The sequence below is a fragment of the Leucobacter weissii genome, assembly GCF_017565745.1.
GTDB classification, from domain to species: Bacteria; Actinomycetota; Actinomycetes; order Actinomycetales; family Microbacteriaceae; genus Leucobacter; species Leucobacter weissii.
In genome coordinates this window covers 129,664-144,958 of record NZ_JAGDYM010000011.1, presented here as the reverse complement: position 1 = coordinate 144,958, position 15,295 = coordinate 129,664, and the positions used below count along the sequence as shown (strand labels likewise).

The following is a 15,295-nucleotide window of genomic DNA, read 5'->3' as shown; positions in this document are numbered from 1 at the left end:
GAGCGCGATGGATTCCGCAGGTGCCGCGCAGCGGGACGCGACGGGGGCGACCCTGACCGTCACGGGCCTGACGGTGCGCTACCCCGGGGCCGAGGCGCCGGTGCTGCACGATCTCTCGTTCTCGCTCGCCCGCGGCGCGCGGCTCGCCGTGGTGGGCGGCTCCGGGACCGGCAAGTCCACGCTCGCCCTGGCACTGCTGGGCCTGCTGCCGGATGGCGCCGAGGTCTCGGGCACCGTGGAGCTGGAGGGCACGGTCCTGTCCGATCTCTCCCGTTCCCAGCTCGCCCGGCGCCGGGGCGCCGAGCTCTCGCTCGTCTACCAGAATCCGCAGGCGGCGCTCGACCCGCGGCGGCGGCTCGGCAGGCAGCTCGTGAGCCTCCTCCGGGTGCACCGCCGGGAATCGGGACGGCAGTTGCGGGAGGAGTGCGCGCGACTGCTCGGCACGGTCGGATTCCAGGATCCCGGGACCGCGCTCGGAAAGTACCCGCACGAGCTGTCCGGCGGCATGCTGCAGCGCGCGATGATCGCGGTCGCGGTCGCCTCGCGGCCCAGGGTGCTGCTCGCCGACGAGCCGACCACCGCGCTCGACGTCACGAACCAGGAGGCCGTGCTCCGCGTCCTCGAGCACGAGACCGCGGTCAGCGGCTCCGCGCTGATGCTGATCACCCACAACCTCGCCCTCGTGCGGAACTTCTGCGACGAGGTCATCGTTCTGGATCGCGGGCGGATCGTCGATTCCGGGGCCACGCGCGCCGTGCTCGACGCGCCGAGCTCGCCGGTGACCGAGCGACTGATCGAGGCCATCCCCGTCCTGCCGGGGAGCCCTTCCGATTCCGAAGGCGAGGGGGCGCGGTGAGCGACGGCACGGTGGTATCGGCACGGGGGCTGCGCGTGCGCTACGGTCCGCAGCTCGTCCTCGACGGCGTGGATCTGCGCCTCGAGCGCGGCGAATCCCTCGCCGTCGTCGGCGAGTCCGGCAGCGGGAAGTCGACGCTCCTGCGCGCGCTCGCCCGGCTGCAGCGCGCCGACGAGGGGGAGATCCACTGGTTCGGCGAACCGGTCGCGGCGGCGCGCCCGTCGAGGCTCCGCCGGCTCCGCGCCCGCCTGCAGATGGTGTTCCAGGATTCGAGCTCGACGCTCGACCCGCGGTTCACGGTGCGGCAGGCCGTGCGGGAGGGGCTCGACGTCCACGGCGAAGGGCTCCCCTCGGAGCGCGCCCGACGCGTCGCCGACCTCCTGGCCCGTCTCGGCATCGCGGACGAGCTGCACGACCGTCTGCCGCACGAGCTGTCGGGGGGCCAGCGCCAGCGGGTCAACATCGCCCGGGCGCTCGTGCTGCGGCCCGAGGTCGTGTTCTTCGACGAGCCCGTCTCGTCGCTCGACGTGATCGTGCAGCGGGATCTGATCGAACTGCTCGACGAGACCAGGACCGAGCAGGGGCTCACCTCCATCGTGGTGCTGCACGATCTGGCCGTCGCGGCGCAGCTCGCGTCGCGCATCGTCGTGCTCCGCTCCGGGGTCGTCGTCGAGGAGGGGCCCGCGCACGAGCTGCTCACCGCCCCGCGGCATCCCTACACCCGTGAGCTGCTCCTCGCGGCGAGAGCGGCCGCCCGATGAGGTTCGTGACGCTCTGTGAAGCCCCTCGGAGCACGACGCGGATAGGATACCGATGACGTTCATGCGCGCGACGCCGCGGTCGCCGACGGCGCCTCGGCACAGCGATGTGCGGCTCCTCGTCCCCGACCGCGCAGCACGGCGGAGACCCGTGCTCCGGCACGGGGTCGAGGAGACGGCGAGAGTGGGAGGGTTCGATGAGAGACGGTAGCACCGAGACGGCCGCGCTGTCCCACTACCGCACGCTGCGCGAGGGCATCCTCAGCGGGGCGATCGACGCCGAGCAGCGCCTGTACGAGAGCGCCCTCACGACCGAGCTCGGCACTTCCCGGACGCCCATCCGGGAGGCGTTGACGATGCTGGAGAAGGACGGCCTGCTCCGCCGGGAGCGACGGGGCTACCGCGTCAGGGAGCGCACCCTGCAGGAGATCCTGGACTACTTCGACGTGCGGCGAGCGCTCGAGGCGGCGGCGGCGGAGGGCGCCGCCGAGCGCGCGACCGAGCTCGAGCGCACGCAGATGTCCCGGCTGCTGGAGAGCGCGGCGGCTCAGACGGATCACGCCCGCAAGGCGGAGATCCACCTCGACTGGCATCGCGCGCTGCACCGCGCCTCCCACAACGACGCCATCATCGGCTTCATCGAACGTGCGGAGACCCTGATCCGGCTGCACAGCCGCCCCTGGGACGTCACCATCGCCGGCGACGACGACTCGCAGGCGGAGCACGAATCCATCCTGCAGGCGGTCCTCGAACGGGACCCGGTCCTCGCAAGGGAGCGCATGATGACCCACATGGCGCGGGCCCGCGATTTCCAGCTGGAGGTCATGACGCGGCAACCGGAGTCGGTCTGAGCTCGGCCGCGGGGAGATCCCCCGCCCGCTGGAGCGGCCCGGGCGGGGCCGGATAGGCTGGGCGGCATGACACGAGCGGCGATCGGCATCGACGTCGGCGGGACCGGGATCAAGGGCTCCGCCATCGATCCGGCGAGCGGCGCGGCGATCACCCGGCGGCACAAGGTCCTCACGCCCACGGGGGGCCGGCCCGGCGACATCGCCCGTGAGGTCGGCGCGATGGTGGCGGCGATCCGGGAGGAGCTGGGCGGTCCCGTCATGCCGTCCGGGCCGGTCCCGGTCGGCGTGGCGCTGCCGGGGGTCCTGCGCGACGGCGTCATGCGCACGGCCGCGAACGTCGACGCGAGCTGGATCGGCGCCGACGCCCGCGCGCTCCTCTCCGAGACGACGGGCGCGCCCTGCGCGGTGGTGAACGACGCCGACGCCGCGGGTCTCGCCGAGACGGCCCTCGGCGCGGCGAAGGACCTTCCCGGCACCACGATGGTCCTCACCTTCGGCACCGGGATCGGCACCGCGTTCGTCATGGACGGTGCGCTCGTGCCGAACTTCGAACTCGGGCACCTCGAACTCGACGGCCACCCCGATATCGAACGGTACGCCTCGGCCAAGGCGATCGAACGGGAGGACATCGCTCTCCCGGAGTGGGCCGCTCGCGCGGCGCGCTATGTCGCGCACCTCGAGCTGCTGCTCAACCCGGATCGTTTCGTGCTCGGCGGCAGCATCAGCAAGGACGCGGACCGGTATCTTCCGTTCCCCGGCGTCTCGGCGCCCGTGGTCCCGGCTCATTTCCGGAACAACGCCGGCATCGTGGGCGCCGCCTGGCTCGCCGGCCGCGCTTCGGGCTGAGTTCACAGCTCGGGCTGATGCTCTCGGGCAGAGGATCCTCCCGAGCCGCGGACTCGGCCCGAAGCGCGCCCGAGTCCGACCATCACCCCCGGTCCGTCGGCGGCAGCGTGGGGACGGGCCCCGTGCTGACCGGCACGGGGCCGGTGAGCACGGGCACTTCGGTGACCGGCTCGAGCCCTCCGCTCGCCTCGCCGTCCCTCGGCAGGATCCCCGCCGAGAGCCCGCGGAACTCCCCGAGCTCCGGCCCCTGGTCCGCGAGCGGCACCGTGCTCGGCCGCCCCGGCCCGATCTCGATCTCCGTGCCGCGCACGCGTACCGTCACCGGCTCGTCGCCCTCGAGCAGTTCGAAGCGGATGGACTCCCGTTCGAGCCGCACGCCGATCCTGCTCCCCCGCCACTCGAGCGGGAACGCGAGGCTTCCCCAGTGCGCCGGAAGCCGGGGATCGAAGCTGAGCCGGCGTCCGGAGTCCCGCATGCCCGCGAAGCCCTGCACGAGGGTCATCCAGACGCCTCCCGCCGACGCGACGTGCACGCCGTCCGCGGAGTTCCGGTGCAGATCCGCGAGATCCACGTGCAGGGCGTGGTCGAAGTAGCGGTAGGAGAGCTCGCGATACCCCACCTCGGCCGCGATGATCGACTGCACGACGGCGGAGAGCGTCGAGTCCCCGGTCGTCAGCGCATCGTAGTACTCGAAATCGCGGCGCTTCTCATCGCGGCTGAACTCGTCGCTCGCGAGCAGCAGGGCGAGCACCACGTCCGCCTGCTTGAGCACCTGGAAGCGGTAGATCACGAGCGGGTGGAAGTGCATCAGCAGCGGCTTCTGCTCGGGCGGCGTCGCGGCGAGATCCCAGAGCTCGCGCTCCAGGAAGTGCGCATCCTGCGGGTGGATCCCCATCCGCTCCGAGTAGGGCACGTGCATACCCGCCGCAGCGCGCTCCCAGGCCTCGATCTCGGCCGGTTCGAGTGCCAGCCGTTCGCGCAGCGCCGCATACGCCTCGGGCTCCGCCGTCTCGATGGAGCGCACCATCTCCGCCGCGTAGCTCAGGTTGAACCTCGCCATCACGTTGGTGAAGAGGTTGTCGTTCACGACGGTCGTGTACTCGTCCGGCCCGGTCACGCCGTGGATGTGGAACCGCTGCTCGCCGTCGAGGCCCGAGCCCCAGAAGCCCAGGCTGCTCCAGAGCCGCGCGGTCTCGACCACGACGTCGCAGGCGCCCGTCAGCAGGTACTCGCGATCGCCCGAGGCCCAGACGTAGCGGGCGATCGCGAAGGTGATGTCGGCGTTGATGTGGTAGGCCGCGGTGCCCGCCGCGTAGTAGGCGCTCGCCTCCTCGCCGTTGATCGTGCGCCAGGGGAAGAGCGCGCCGTCCTCGTTCAGCATCACCGCCCGCGACCGCGCCTTCGGCAGCATGTGCTGCCGCGAGCGCAGCGCGTTCCTCGCCCAGAGCGGGGTCGTGTAGGTGAGGAACGGGAGCATGTAGATCTCCGAGTCCCAGAAGTAGTGCCCGCTGTACCCCGAGCCCGTGAGGCCCTTCGCGGCGATGCCGTGCCCGTCGGCGCGGGCCGCGGCCTGGGCGAGCTGGAAGAGATTCCAGCGGATCGCCTGCTGCACCCCGGGCTCCGCGTCGACCTCGACGTCGCTGCGCTCCCAGAAGCCGTCGAGAAAGCGGCGCTGCGCCTCCCAGCGCTCGCCTTCGGGCTCCGCGCCGACCTTCTCGAGCGTGTGCACGCAGCGGTCCAGCACCTCGGAGAGCGTGGCCGTGTCGGAGGCGTGGTATGCGACGGTCTTCACCAGTCGCACCGTGCGGCCCCGCGTGGCGACGCCCTGGAAGAGATGGCGCACGCGGTCCGCAGAGGTCTCGACGCGGCTGCGCCACGAGGTGCCGCCGCCGTCGAACTCGTGGTCGACGCCCACGCCCAGCGTCATCCCGGAGTTCTTCACCCGGAAGCTCAGGACGCTGCGGCCGCCCTCGTGCAGCACGGGGCCCGCCTCCAGGGTGCGCCCGCCCAGTTCCTCGCTCTTGCGGGGGTCCACCACGCGCTCCGCGGGGAGGGAGTTCCCGTTCTCCACCCGGCCGAGATCCTGACGGTTCATGATGAGGCTGCCGACGGTGAGATCGGCGTCGGCGTCGAGCAGCGTGATCCGCATCTCGATCGTCGCCATGTGCCGGGAGGCGAACGACACCATGCGCCGGGTCTCGACCCGCACGCGCTTGCCCGTGGGCGTGAGCCACAGGAGCGTGCGCGAGAGCGTCCCCGCCCGCAGATCGAGCGTGCGGCGCACCTCGAGGATGTCGGAGGACGAGAGGTTCAGGCGCTCGTCGTCGACGTAGATCCGGATGCTCTTGGCGTCCGGCGCGTTCACGATGGTCTGGCCGTGCTCGGCGAAGCCGTACGCGTGCTCCGCATGGCGGATCCGCCAGGTCTCGTGCAGGCCGTTCACGAAGGTGCCGTGGCTGCCGAGCGGCAGCCCCTCCTCGTGGTTGCCGCGCATCCCCAGATAGCCGTTGCCGAGCGCGAAGACGGTCTCGTCCTGGCCGGCGCGGGCCGGGTCGATGCCGTCCACCACGATGCGCCAGGGGTCGTCGCCGAAGTCGCGCGCCGACTCATGAGCGAAGTCGCGCGCCGACTCGTGGGCGAGGCCCTCGAACTCATCCGCGCTCATCGCGCCAGCTCCCGGAGATCAGCCACGACGACCTGGGCGCCCGCCTCCGCGAGCGCCTCCGCGCCCGCACCGCGGTCGACGCCGACCACCAGCCCGAAGCCGCCCGCGCGGCCCGCGGCCACACCGGATACGGCGTCCTCGAATACGACGGAGGCCCCCGGGGCCGCCCCCAGCAGTTCGGCGGCCCGCAGATAGGTGTCGGGAGCGGGCTTGCCCGGCAGCCCCTCCTCCTCGGCGACCACGCCGTCGACGACCGCTACGAAGCGGTCGCGGAGTCCGGCGGCGCGGAGGACCGCCTCGGCGTTCTTGGAGCTCGACACGACCGCGAGCGGTCGGCCGATCCGCTCGAGGCGATCGAGCAACTCGATCGAGCCGGGGTAGGGGTCGATGCCGTCGCGTTCGAGCACCTCGGTGAAGGCCCGGTTCTTGCGATCCCCGAGCGCTCGGATCGTGCGGGGATCGTCGAGCGAGTCGGAGTCCGACTCGCTCTCCGGTCCCTCCGGCAGCTCCAGGCCCCGCGAGGCGAGCAGAGCCGCCACGCCGGCGAAGCGCGGTCTGCCGTCGAGCCAGTCGAAGTAGTCGCTCTCGCGGTAGGGCTCCTGCCCGACGCGAGCGAAGAACCGGTCGAAGGTCTCCTGCCAGGCCCGTCGGTGCAACTCCACCGTGGGGGTCAGCACGCCGTCGAGGTCGAAGAGATAGGCATCGTAGCGGTCGATCACGGAGGCGCCTCCACTCGCTCGTTCTGCGGCCGCACCAGCGACCCGCGCCGACGGGTCCTGGAACAAGAAAACCCTATCAGGGCGGAGACGGGAAGACCCGGGACCGCGACCGAAGTCGCCGTCCCGGGTCGGTCCCGCTCAGATCCTCAGATCGAGCGGATGTTGGTCGCCTGCAGGCCCTTGTCGCCCTGCTCGGTGTCGAACTCCACGCGCTGGTTCTCCTCGAGATCGCGGCGTCCGGTGCCGACGATCGCGCGGTAGTGCGCGAACACGTCCGCCGAGCCGTCGTCGGGGGCGATGAACCCGTAACCCTTATCCGAATTGAACCATTTGACGATGCCAGTGGCCATGACGTCATTCCTTCTGTGTCTGGGACCACGGCTGTGATCCGTGAAACCGCGACGACGGCGTCGCCGCGGAGCGTTGCTGCGAGCGGGCCGCTCGGCCGTGGCCGAGGGCGGACCCGCGCAGAGGATCGTCTCCGTGCGCTGGATGACGCGCGCCGGAACGGCTGGAGCACCGGGGGCCGAATGGAGCGACCCGGAAGCTGATGCGAAGAAAGAGATGAGAAACCGGTTCTTTCAGGTGGAGCAGGGCATCGTCGGCCGGTGGAGCAGATGGTGGCTGGGCACGGCGATTGCGGCACAGCACGTTCAGACTATCGCATTCCGGCGCTCCACGCCATGACCGCGTGCACAGCTCGCCGCTCCGACACGCACTGTTCGCTCGCGGGGAGCGCGCTGGCCGGGGGCGGGCGCGGTTCCTGCGCCGCCGAGGCGGACGCCATGAACTCGCCTGGAGCACGCCGCATCGGATGGGCGGCCGCTGCTCCGATCCCGCCGCTCGGCGGGAGGCGCCGCTCAGTAGGGCTGGACTCCGTCCCTCGGCGGCTCCTCGCCGAGTTCGAACTGACGCCCCGAGACCGAGACGGCCTCGATGCGCACGAAATTGCGTTTCAGCGTGGGCACGAGCGGCCTGAGCGGAAGCGCCTCGGCCGCGGCGATCTCGGCCTCCGTCTCGATCCGGCGGGCCCTCCCGCGCACGACCACGCTCCACGCCTCGGTATCGGTGTAGGCGTCCACCTCGAAGAGCACCTCCTCGCCGATGATCATCTCGGCGTACTTGCTCCCCTCCGCGGTCCGCAGCACGATCGACTTCTCGTCGGTGACGTAGTTCACCGGGAAGATGTCGACGACCTCTCCGACGCGGGTGACCACGCGTCCGACGGTGAGCGAGCCGAGCAGCTTCCAGCAGGCGGCATCATCGAGCACGGTCACCGGGTCGCTGTAGTCGTTCATGTCTTCATTCTCCCACTCCGGCGCCGCGCGGCCAATGGGAATTCCCCGGGGAAAACCGGCCGCCAACGCACAACTGGCGCCCGGAGGCGGGGGCGGGGACGGGGTCTCCGGTTCTGTCACATGAGCGGCTGAGCGGTGTGGCACGCTGCCTGGCCACACCGCGAAGACGCGCCGAAGGGATGAAACCGGAGACCCCGACCCCGACCCCCGAGCCGCGAAAGTCAGGGAATGGGCACCGGAGTCACGCCGAGGGGCGCGAGGCCCGCCGCTCCCCCGTCGGGAGCGGTGAGCACCCAGATGCCGTCGGCGTGCACCGCCACGGAGTGCTCCCACTGGGCGCTCAGCGAGTCGTCCGCCATCCGCACGGTCCAGTCGTCCGACTCGACGACCGTGTCGATGCCGCCGGCGGAGATGATCGGTTCGATCGCGACAACGAGGCCGGGCCGCACCTCCGGACCGCGCTGCGCCACCGGCACGTTGAAGACCGGCGGGCTCTCGTGCATCCGCCGGCCGATGCCGTGCCCGATGTAGTCCTCGAGGATCCCGTAGTCGCTCTCCGCGCGGACATAGCCCGCCACCGCCTCGCCCACCTCGTTCAGGTGGGACGCGGTCGCGAGCCTGGCGATCCCCCGCCACATCGCCTGCTCGGTGACGTGGCTGAGCCGCTCGATCGCCTCGGTGCGCTCCGGACGCGCGGGATCGGGCAGCGTCACCGTGATGGCGGTGTCGCTGTGCCAGCCGCCGATCACGGCGCCCACGTCGAGCGAGACGATGTCCCCGGGTTCGAGGGGATGCCCGTCTGGGATCGCGTGCACCACCCGCTCGTTGACGTTCGCGCAGATGGTGTGACGGTAGCCGGGCTCGAGCATGAAGTTCGGCTCACCGCCGGCCTCGCGGATCGCCTGTTCGGCGATCGCATCCAGTTCGAGCGTGGTGATCCCGGGCCCGACGGCGGCGGCCATCGCGGAGAGGGCGTCCACCGCAGCGAGTCCGGGATCGCGCATCAGGCGCAATTGTGCCGGGGACTTGTAGATGGACCGGCGCAGCAGCCTACGACTCACACGAACTCGGTTCTCGCGGGCGGCCGGGCTATGCGGCGAGCTTCTCTTCGAGGGCGGAGAAGATCCGCTCCGTGACGTCGTCGACCGAGCCGAGCCCGTCGACCCGGATGAGGATGCCGCGGGTTTCGAACAGCTCGACCAGCGGCGCGGTCTGCTCGGCGTACACCTCTTGGCGGTGCCGGATGACCGCTTCCGTGTCGTCGACCCGTCCCTCGGTCTCGGCGCGCTTCAGCAGGCGCGACACGACGGAATCGGTGTCCACCTCGAGCAGCACCACGGCGTCGAGTGCGCGGGCGTCGGCCTGCAGCACCCCGTCGAGGGCGTGCGCCTGGTCGACGGTGCGGGGGTAGCCGTCGAGCAGGAATCCGTGCTCCACGTCGTCGCGGCGGAGACGATCGGCCACGATCTCGTTGGTCAGCTCGTCCGGGACGAGCTTCCCGGCCTCGATCAGCTGCGACACCCGCTGGCCGAGCTGCGTGCCGGCCTTGATGTTCGCGCGGAAGATGTCGCCGGTGGAGATCCAGGGCACCTCGTAGCGCTCGACGATACGCGCGGCCTGGGTGCCCTTGCCCGCCCCGGGAGGGCCGACGATGAGGAGCCGGGTCTGACGGGATTCGGTCACTTGAGGAGCCCTTCATAGTGGCGCTGCTGGAGCTGCGCGTCGATCTGCTTCACCGTCTCCAGGCCGACGCCCACGATGATGAGGATCGAAGCCCCGCCGAACGGGAAGTTCTGGTTGGCGTTGAAGAACGCGAGCGCGATGAAGGGGATGAGCGCGATCAGGCCCAGGTAGAGCGATCCGGCGCTCGTGACCCGGTTCAGCACGTAGTTGAGGTACTCGGCGGTCGGGCGACCCGCGCGGATGCCCGGGATGAAGCCGCCGTACTTCTTCATGTTGTCGGCGACCTCTTCGGGGTTGAAGGTGATCTGCACGTAGAAGAAGGTGAAGCCGACCGTCAGCAGGAAGAACACCAGCATGTACAGCGGCTGGTCGCCCTGCATGAGGTTGTTCTGGATCCAGACCAGCCACTCCTGCGGCTCCTCGCCGATCTGCGGCTGGTTGAACTGCACGAGCAGCATCGGCAGGTAGAGGATCGCCGAGGCGAAGATCACCGGGATCACGCCGGCCATGTTGACCTTGATCGGGATGTAGGTGCTGCTGCCGCCGTAGGTGCGGCGCCCGACGACTCGCTTGGCGTACTGCACCGGCACTCGACGCTGCGACTGCTCGACGAAGACCACCGCGGCGACGATGAGCAGACCCACGCCGATGACGAGCAGGAAGACCTCCCAGCCGTTCTGCACCTGGATGGTCCACAGCGCGGCGGGGAACTGCGCGGCGATCGAGACGAAGATCAGCAGCGACATGCCGTTGCCGATGCCGCGCTCGGTGATGAGCTCGCCGAACCACATGATGAGACCGGTGCCCGCGGTCAGGGTGAGGATCATGATGACGATCGCCCACCACTCCTGGGACACGAGATTCTGGCAGGCCTCGTTCGCGGTCGTGCCGAACAGCATGCCCGAACGCGCCACGGTGATGAGCGTGGTCGACTGCAGCACCGCCAGCGCGATCGTGAGATAGCGGGTGTACTGGGTGATCTTCGCCTGACCGGTCTGCCCCTCCTTGTGGAGGGCCTCGAAGTGCGGGATCACGACGCGCAGGAGCTGCGTGATGATCGACGCGGTGATGTAGGGCATGATGCCCAGGGCGAAGATCGACAGCTGCAGGAGCGCTCCGCCGCTGAACATGTTGATCATCTGGTAGAGGCCGGAGGCGTCCTCCTGCGCGACCAGACACGACTGCACGTTGTCGAAGTTCACGAACGGCGCGGGCACGAACGACCCGATCCGGAACAGTGCCACGATCGCGAGCGTGAAGAGAATCTTCCGCCGGAGATCGGGGGTCTTGAAGATCCGTCCGATGGCGCTGAACAAATCGTGCCTCCTGATAACCGTCTATGGGGCCGCTTGCGCGGCCAATGCACCAGCCTACACTCCCACGACGACGCTGAGATGAACGAGGCCGGGAAGATCCGCTGCGAATCCTCCCGGCCCCCTCGAACCCGCCGTCACGGATGCGCCTCGACCGGTGCGATTACTTGATCTCGCCGCCCGCGGCGACGATCTTCTGCTCGGCCGAGCCCGAGACCTTGTCGACGTTCACGACGAGCTTGACGCTCAGATCGCCGTCGCCGAGCACCTTGACGGGCCGGTTGGCCCGGACGGCGCCCTTGGCGACCAGATCGTCGACCGTGACCTCCCCGCCGGAGGGGTACAGCTCGGCCAGCTTGGCCACGTTGACCACCTGGTACTCGGTGCGGAACGGGTTCTTGAACCCGCGCAGCTTCGGGGTGCGCATGTGCAACGGCATCTGCCCGCCCTCGAAGCCGGCCCGCACCTGGTACCTGGCCTTGGTGCCCTTGGTACCGCGACCCGCGGTCTTGCCCTTGGAGGCCTCGCCGCGGCCCACCCGGGTCTTGGCCTTCTTCGCTCCCGGGGCGGGGCGCAGATGGTGGGCCTTCAGCACCTGCTCGCGCTCTTCCTGCTTCTTCTCGCTCATGCCTCGATCTCCTCAACCCTCACCAGGTGAGCCACCGCGCGCACGTACCCGCGATTCGCCGGGCTGTCCTCCCGCACGACCGTCTGACCGATCTTGCGGAGGCCCAGGCTGCGCAGGGTGTCGCGCTGGTTCTGCTTCTCGCTGATAACCGACTTCGTCTGCGTAATCTGCAGGCTCTTCTTCTTGGCCATTACGCTCCCGCCTTTGCCTTGGCCGCCGCGTCGGCCGCGGCCTTCGCCTCGGCGCGCACGATGCGGGCCGGAGCGACGCGGTCGAAGTCGAGTCCGCGCCGAGCAGCGACGGAGCGGGGCTCCTCGAGCTGCTGCAGCGCCTCGACGGTCGCGTGCACGATGTTCAGGGTGTTCGACGATCCGAGCGACTTGCTCAGCACGTCGTGGATGCCGGCGCACTCGAGCACGGCGCGAACCGGGCCTCCTGCGATCACGCCGGTTCCCGCTGCGGCGGGGCGCAGCAGGACCACACCGGCTGCGGCCTCGCCCTGCACCGGGTGCGGGATGGTGCTGCCCACGCGAGGCACGCGGAAGAAGTTCTTCTTCGCCTCCTCGACGCCCTTCGAGATCGCGAGGGGCACCTCCTTGGCCTTACCGTAGCCGACTCCGACGGTGCCGTTGCCGTCGCCCACCACGACCAGCGCGGTGAAGCTGAAGCGGCGGCCGCCCTTGACGACCTTCGACACGCGGTTGATGGTCACCACGCGCTCGAGGAACTGGCTCTCGTTGCGATCGCGTCCGCCGCGCTCACCACGGGTTCCGCGGTCGCGGCTCCCCCGCCGGGCCTCGCGCGGCTCGCCGCGGTGATCGGAGGCCTGGCCGGCCCCCTGGGCGGGCGCCTCGGCGGCCTGGGTCTCGGCCTGAGCAGCAGTCACGTCCTGCCCCTTCGTCTCGTCATTCACAGAATTCTCGGTGCTCACAGGGTCAGCCCCCCTTCGCGGGCGCCATCCGCGATGGCGGCGACACGGCCGGCGTACTTGCTGCCGCCGCGGTCGAAGACCACGGCCTCGATGCCCGCGTCCTTGGCGCGCGCCGCGACCAGCTCGCCGACTCGGCGGGCCTTCGCGGTCTTGTCGCCGTCGAACACGCGCAGGTCGGGCTCCATGGTCGAGGCCGATGCCAGGGTGTAGCCCTTCGCATCGTCGATGACCTGGACGAACACGTGACGGGCGGAGCGGGTCACGACGAGGCGCGGACGCACCTCGGTGCCGACGATCTTCTTGCGCAGGCGGGCGTGGCGACGGATGCGCGCAGCCGAGCGCCCCTTTGCACGGGAAACTTGTGCGGCCATGGTTACTTACCAGCCTTTCCAGCCTTGCGACGAACGACCTCGCCCGCGTAACGGATGCCCTTGCCCTTGTAGGGTTCGGGCTTCTTCAGCTTGCGGATGTTGGCGGCCGCCTCGCCGACGGCCTGCTTGGAGATGCCGCTGACGGTGATCTTGTTGGCGCCCTCGACCGCGAGCGTGATGCCTTCCGGCGCCTGGAACTGCACCGGATGCGAGAAGCCGAGCGCGAGCTCGAGGCCGTTGCCCTTCTGCTGCACGCGGTATCCGGTGCCGACGACCTCGAGGTCCTTGGAGTACCCCTGGGTCACGCCGATGATGTTGTTGTTGATGAGCGTGCGCGTGAGGCCGTGCAGCGCCCGGGAGTCGCGCTCGTCGTCGGGACGGGTGACCTGCACCTGTCCCTCCTCGAGAGCGACGCGGATGGGCTCGGCGACGACGAGCGTCAGCTCGCCCTTCGGGCCCTTGACCGAGACCTGCTGGCCGTCGATCTTGACGTCGACACCACCGGGAACGGTGATGGGGAGTTTACCGATACGTGACATGACTGGCTACCACACGTAGGCGAGCACTTCGCCGCCCACGCCCTTCTGCTCGGCCTCGCGGTCGGTGAGAAGACCCGAGGAGGTGGACAGGATGGCGATTCCGAGCCCGCCGAGCACGCTCGGGATCTCGGTGGAGCGCGCGTACACGCGAAGGCCGGGCTTCGAGACCCGCTTGATGCCTTCGATGGAGCGCTCGCGGTTCGGGCCGTACTTCAGCGACAGGGTCAGGGTGGTGCCCACGCGGGCGTCCTCGACCTTCCAATCGGTGATGTAGCCCTCGCGCTTGAGGATCTCGGCGATCCGTTCCTTCAGCTTGGAGCCGGGGATCGAAACGTCGTCGTGATGCGCGGAGTTCGCGTTCCGCAACCTGGTCAACAGGTCTGCGACCGGATCGGTCATCGTCATAGTGACTCTACTTTCTCGCCTGGTATCGCCTGGCCGGTGCACGACCGGCGACCTGGGTGATGCGCGGGCCGTGCGGCCCGCTGGGGTTGGTGATTACTCTGCCTTGAACGGGAAGCCGAGCTGCCGGAGCAGCGCGCGGCCCTCGTCGTCGGTCTTCGCGGTGGTGACGACGGTGATGTCGAAGCCGCGCACCCGGTCGATCTTATCCTGATCGATCTCGTGGAACACGCTCTGCTCCGTGAGGCCGAAGGTGTAGTTGCCGTTGCCGTCGAACTGCTTCGGGGAGAGGCCGCGGAAGTCGCGGATGCGGGGCAGCGCGAGCGAGATCAGGCGGTCCAGGAACTCCCAGGCGCGGTCGCCGCGCAGCGTGACGTGCGCCCCGATCGCCTGCCCCTCGCGCAGTTTGAACTGCGCGATGGACTTGCGGGCCTTCGTCACCATCGGCTTCTGGCCGGTGATGAGGGTGAGGTCGTTGATCGCGCCCTCGATCACCTTGCTGTCACGGGCGGCGTCGCCGACGCCCGTGTTCACGACCACCTTGACGAGGCCGGGAACCTGGTGGACGTTCTGGAAGCCGAACTCCTCGCGGAGCGCCGGCAGGATCTCCTCGCGGTACTTCTGCTTGAGACGCGGCAGCTGCTTCTGCGTCGCCGCCTCTTCCTTGACTGCTGCTTCAGCCATCAGAGATCCTTCCCGGACTTCTTCGCGTAGCGCACGCGAACGGTCTTCTTCTTGCCGTCCCGCTCGACCTCTTCGACGCGGAACCCGACTCTCGTCGGCTTGCCGGTCTCGGGGTCGACCACGGCCACGTTGGAGACGTGGATCGGCGCCTCGTGCGTCTCGATCCCGCCCTCCTTGGTGCCCCGCGAGGACTGGCCCTGTCGGACGTGCTTCGTGACGTAGTTCACGCCCTCGACCACGACGCGGTCGCTCTCGGCGAGCACGTCGATGACGTGGCCCTGCTTGCCCTTGTAGCCGCCCCGCTCCTGCGAGGGGCCGGAGATGACCTCGACGAGGTCACCCTTCTTGATCTTGGCGCCCATGGGACTAGATCACCTCCGGTGCGAGCGAGACGATCTTCATGAACCGCTTGTCGCGGAGCTCGCGGCCGACCGGGCCGAAGATACGGGTGCCGCGGGGCTCCCCGTCCGCCTTCAGGATGACGGCGGCGTTCTCATCGAAACTGATGTAGGAACCGTCTGCGCGACGGCTCGCCTTGCGGGTGCGGACGACGACCGCCTTGACGATGTCGCCCTTCTTGACGTTGCCGCCCGGGATCGCGTCCTTGACGGTCGCGACGATGGTGTCGCCGAGCCCCGCGTAGCGACGCCTCGAGCCCCCGAGCACGCGAATCGTGAGCAACTCCTTGGCGCCGCTGTTGTCGGCCACCTTGAGTCGCGATTCCTGCTGAATCACTTGCTACTCCTTCTTC

At 69.7% G+C, this 15,295-nt stretch carries 21 protein-coding genes; 5 read left to right on the top strand and 16 right to left on the bottom strand.

Features of this window, described 5'->3' with window-relative positions:
* Positions 1-7: 7 nt before the first annotated feature.
* From J4H92_RS10535 to ppgK, 4 genes are all read left to right on the top strand, one after another.
* Positions 8-856, top strand: a complete 849-nt coding sequence (locus tag J4H92_RS10535) for an ATP-binding cassette domain-containing protein (protein ID WP_208098146.1) — start codon at positions 8-10, stop codon at positions 854-856.
* Positions 853-1,617, top strand: a complete 765-nt coding sequence (locus J4H92_RS10530) for an ATP-binding cassette domain-containing protein (protein WP_208098145.1) — start codon at positions 853-855, stop codon at positions 1,615-1,617. The genes J4H92_RS10535 and J4H92_RS10530 overlap by 4 nt, the downstream gene beginning before the upstream one ends.
* A 194-nt stretch (positions 1,618-1,811) precedes the next feature.
* On the top strand, positions 1,812-2,465 hold the full coding sequence (locus tag J4H92_RS10525) for a GntR family transcriptional regulator (protein WP_208098144.1): 654 nt from the start codon (positions 1,812-1,814) through the stop codon (positions 2,463-2,465).
* A 66-nt stretch (positions 2,466-2,531) separates the two neighbouring features.
* Positions 2,532-3,311 (top strand): polyphosphate--glucose phosphotransferase, encoded by a 780-nt coding sequence (gene ppgK, locus J4H92_RS10520; protein WP_208098143.1) that lies wholly within the window; start codon positions 2,532-2,534, stop codon positions 3,309-3,311.
* Positions 3,312-3,393: 82 nt separating this feature from the next.
* On the opposite strand, the gene J4H92_RS10515 is transcribed toward ppgK, so the two are convergent.
* The 3 genes from J4H92_RS10515 to J4H92_RS10505 all read right to left on the bottom strand — a co-directional run bounded on the left by J4H92_RS10515 (position 3,394) and on the right by J4H92_RS10505 (position 7,045).
* Positions 3,394-5,976 carry a glycoside hydrolase family 65 protein gene (locus tag J4H92_RS10515; protein WP_208098142.1) on the bottom strand — a complete coding sequence of 861 codons (2,583 nt, stop codon included), beginning with the start codon at positions 5,974-5,976 and terminating at the stop codon, positions 3,394-3,396.
* Entirely contained in the window at positions 5,973-6,695 is a 723-nt protein-coding gene (locus J4H92_RS10510; RefSeq protein ID WP_208098141.1) for an HAD-IA family hydrolase, read from the bottom strand. Before J4H92_RS10510 ends, J4H92_RS10515 begins: the two co-directional genes overlap by 4 nt.
* A gap of 146 nt (positions 6,696-6,841) precedes the next feature.
* Complete coding sequence (locus J4H92_RS10505; protein WP_208098140.1) at positions 6,842-7,045, bottom strand: cold-shock protein; 204 nt, start codon at positions 7,043-7,045, stop codon at positions 6,842-6,844.
* Between the two features lie 133 nt (positions 7,046-7,178).
* Between J4H92_RS10505 and J4H92_RS10500 the strand changes: the two genes are divergently transcribed.
* Positions 7,179-7,382, top strand: a complete 204-nt coding sequence (locus J4H92_RS10500; protein WP_208098139.1) for a hypothetical protein — start codon at positions 7,179-7,181, stop codon at positions 7,380-7,382.
* Between the two features lie 173 nt (positions 7,383-7,555).
* On the opposite strand, the gene J4H92_RS10495 is transcribed toward J4H92_RS10500, so the two are convergent.
* The 13 genes from J4H92_RS10495 to rplN form a co-directional block, all read right to left on the bottom strand.
* Complete coding sequence (locus J4H92_RS10495; protein ID WP_208098138.1) at positions 7,556-7,993, bottom strand: pyridoxamine 5'-phosphate oxidase family protein; 438 nt, start codon at positions 7,991-7,993, stop codon at positions 7,556-7,558.
* A gap of 221 nt (positions 7,994-8,214) precedes the next feature.
* Positions 8,215-9,054, bottom strand: coding sequence for a type I methionyl aminopeptidase (gene map / locus J4H92_RS10490; protein WP_341783069.1), 840 nt, complete (start codon positions 9,052-9,054; stop codon positions 8,215-8,217).
* A gap of 28 nt (positions 9,055-9,082) precedes the next feature.
* Positions 9,083-9,676: an adenylate kinase gene (locus J4H92_RS10485; protein WP_208098137.1), complete on the bottom strand. Its 594-nt coding sequence runs from the start codon at positions 9,674-9,676 to the stop codon at positions 9,083-9,085.
* The gene (secY, locus tag J4H92_RS10480) at positions 9,673-10,992 is read right to left on the bottom strand and encodes a preprotein translocase subunit SecY (RefSeq protein WP_208098136.1); all 1,320 of its coding nucleotides are present in this window, start codon (positions 10,990-10,992) and stop codon (positions 9,673-9,675) included. The genes J4H92_RS10485 and secY overlap by 4 nt, the downstream gene beginning before the upstream one ends.
* A gap of 160 nt (positions 10,993-11,152) precedes the next feature.
* The gene (gene rplO, locus J4H92_RS10475) at positions 11,153-11,617 is read right to left on the bottom strand and encodes a 50S ribosomal protein L15 (protein WP_208098135.1); all 465 of its coding nucleotides are present in this window, start codon (positions 11,615-11,617) and stop codon (positions 11,153-11,155) included.
* Positions 11,614-11,808, bottom strand: a complete 195-nt coding sequence (rpmD, locus tag J4H92_RS10470) for a 50S ribosomal protein L30 (RefSeq protein WP_208098134.1) — start codon at positions 11,806-11,808, stop codon at positions 11,614-11,616. Before rpmD ends, rplO begins: the two co-directional genes overlap by 4 nt.
* Positions 11,808-12,530 (bottom strand): 30S ribosomal protein S5, encoded by a 723-nt coding sequence (rpsE, locus tag J4H92_RS10465; RefSeq protein WP_208098220.1) that lies wholly within the window; start codon positions 12,528-12,530, stop codon positions 11,808-11,810. Before rpsE ends, rpmD begins: the two co-directional genes overlap by 1 nt.
* A 14-nt stretch (positions 12,531-12,544) precedes the next feature.
* On the bottom strand, positions 12,545-12,919 hold the full coding sequence (gene rplR / locus J4H92_RS10460; protein WP_208098133.1) for a 50S ribosomal protein L18: 375 nt from the start codon (positions 12,917-12,919) through the stop codon (positions 12,545-12,547).
* 2 nt (positions 12,920-12,921) lie between these two features.
* The gene (gene rplF / locus J4H92_RS10455) at positions 12,922-13,458 is read right to left on the bottom strand and encodes a 50S ribosomal protein L6 (protein ID WP_208098132.1); all 537 of its coding nucleotides are present in this window, start codon (positions 13,456-13,458) and stop codon (positions 12,922-12,924) included.
* A gap of 6 nt (positions 13,459-13,464) precedes the next feature.
* A complete protein-coding gene (gene rpsH / locus J4H92_RS10450; RefSeq protein ID WP_208098131.1) occupies positions 13,465-13,863 on the bottom strand; it encodes a 30S ribosomal protein S8 in 399 nt (132 codons plus the stop codon).
* Positions 13,864-13,956: 93 nt separating this feature from the next.
* Entirely contained in the window at positions 13,957-14,544 is a 588-nt protein-coding gene (gene rplE, locus J4H92_RS10445; protein ID WP_279550462.1) for a 50S ribosomal protein L5, read from the bottom strand.
* Positions 14,544-14,906 carry a 50S ribosomal protein L24 gene (rplX, locus tag J4H92_RS10440; protein WP_208098130.1) on the bottom strand — a complete coding sequence of 121 codons (363 nt, stop codon included), beginning with the start codon at positions 14,904-14,906 and terminating at the stop codon, positions 14,544-14,546. Before rplX ends, rplE begins: the two co-directional genes overlap by 1 nt.
* A gap of 4 nt (positions 14,907-14,910) precedes the next feature.
* Positions 14,911-15,279, bottom strand: a complete 369-nt coding sequence (gene rplN / locus J4H92_RS10435; RefSeq protein ID WP_208098129.1) for a 50S ribosomal protein L14 — start codon at positions 15,277-15,279, stop codon at positions 14,911-14,913.
* Between the last annotated feature and the right edge of the window lie 16 nt (positions 15,280-15,295).

Coding starts and splice junctions, on each gene's coding strand:
- J4H92_RS10535 (WP_208098146.1), top strand. CDS start 8: ATGGATTCCGCAGGTGCCGCGCAGCGGGACGCGACGGGGGCGACCCTG.
- J4H92_RS10525 (WP_208098144.1), top strand. CDS start 1,812: ATGAGAGACGGTAGCACCGAGACGGCCGCGCTGTCCCACTACCGCACG.
- ppgK (WP_208098143.1), top strand. CDS start 2,532: ATGACACGAGCGGCGATCGGCATCGACGTCGGCGGGACCGGGATCAAG.
- J4H92_RS10515 (WP_208098142.1), bottom strand. CDS start 5,976: ATGAGCGCGGATGAGTTCGAGGGCCTCGCCCACGAGTCGGCGCGCGAC.
- J4H92_RS10505 (WP_208098140.1), bottom strand. CDS start 7,045: ATGGCCACTGGCATCGTCAAATGGTTCAATTCGGATAAGGGTTACGGG.
- J4H92_RS10495 (WP_208098138.1), bottom strand. CDS start 7,993: ATGAACGACTACAGCGACCCGGTGACCGTGCTCGATGATGCCGCCTGC.
- rplO (WP_208098135.1), bottom strand. CDS start 11,617: ATGAGCGAGAAGAAGCAGGAAGAGCGCGAGCAGGTGCTGAAGGCCCAC.
- rpmD (WP_208098134.1), bottom strand. CDS start 11,808: ATGGCCAAGAAGAAGAGCCTGCAGATTACGCAGACGAAGTCGGTTATC.
- rplR (WP_208098133.1), bottom strand. CDS start 12,919: ATGGCCGCACAAGTTTCCCGTGCAAAGGGGCGCTCGGCTGCGCGCATC.
- rplF (WP_208098132.1), bottom strand. CDS start 13,458: ATGTCACGTATCGGTAAACTCCCCATCACCGTTCCCGGTGGTGTCGAC.
- rpsH (WP_208098131.1), bottom strand. CDS start 13,863: ATGACGATGACCGATCCGGTCGCAGACCTGTTGACCAGGTTGCGGAAC.
- rplE (WP_279550462.1), bottom strand. CDS start 14,544: ATGGCTGAAGCAGCAGTCAAGGAAGAGGCGGCGACGCAGAAGCAGCTG.
- rplX (WP_208098130.1), bottom strand. CDS start 14,906: ATGGGCGCCAAGATCAAGAAGGGTGACCTCGTCGAGGTCATCTCCGGC.